At 73.0% G+C, this 360-nt stretch carries 1 protein-coding gene; it reads left to right on the top strand.

What is annotated here, in order from left to right; genetic code table 11:
* Nucleotides 1-238, top strand: a 238-nt coding sequence (locus tag AC1DCP_RS26710) for an EscU/YscU/HrcU family type III secretion system export apparatus switch protein (RefSeq protein WP_476774918.1), incomplete at its 5' end; no start/stop codon positions are given.
* Between the last annotated feature and the right edge of the window lie 122 nt (nucleotides 239-360).

The raw sequence follows: 360 nt of genomic DNA, 5'->3' as shown, positions 1-360 counted from the left end.
ATACGCGGTGGCGCTGCGCTACGACGGCCCGGGCACGCTGCCGCGCGTGCTGGCCAAGGGCGGTGGCCACGTGGCCGCGCGCATCCGGCAGGCGGCGGCCGATTACCTGATTCCCTCGGCGTTCGATTCCGACCTCGCGCAAAGGCTCTACATGAGCGTGCCACTGGACCRCCCGATCGATCGCGCGCTTTATACGCGCGTGGCAGACCTCATGCGCTGGGCCACGGGCGAGGAGTAGGGGGGCTCGGGAGGCGCAGGTCCCCCGGCGCCCTCAGCCTGCCAGCGCGGCGGCGCGATGATCGGTGATGATGGCCGGCGCCGTGTCACCAGCAACCGGGTGGCCCGGCAGCGGCGCAGCGG

It is taken from the genome of Agrobacterium sp. 10T429 (genome assembly GCF_056393925.1).
The sequence above is the reverse complement of the archived record's forward strand: the minus strand, read 5'-3'. Positions and strand labels throughout refer to the sequence as shown.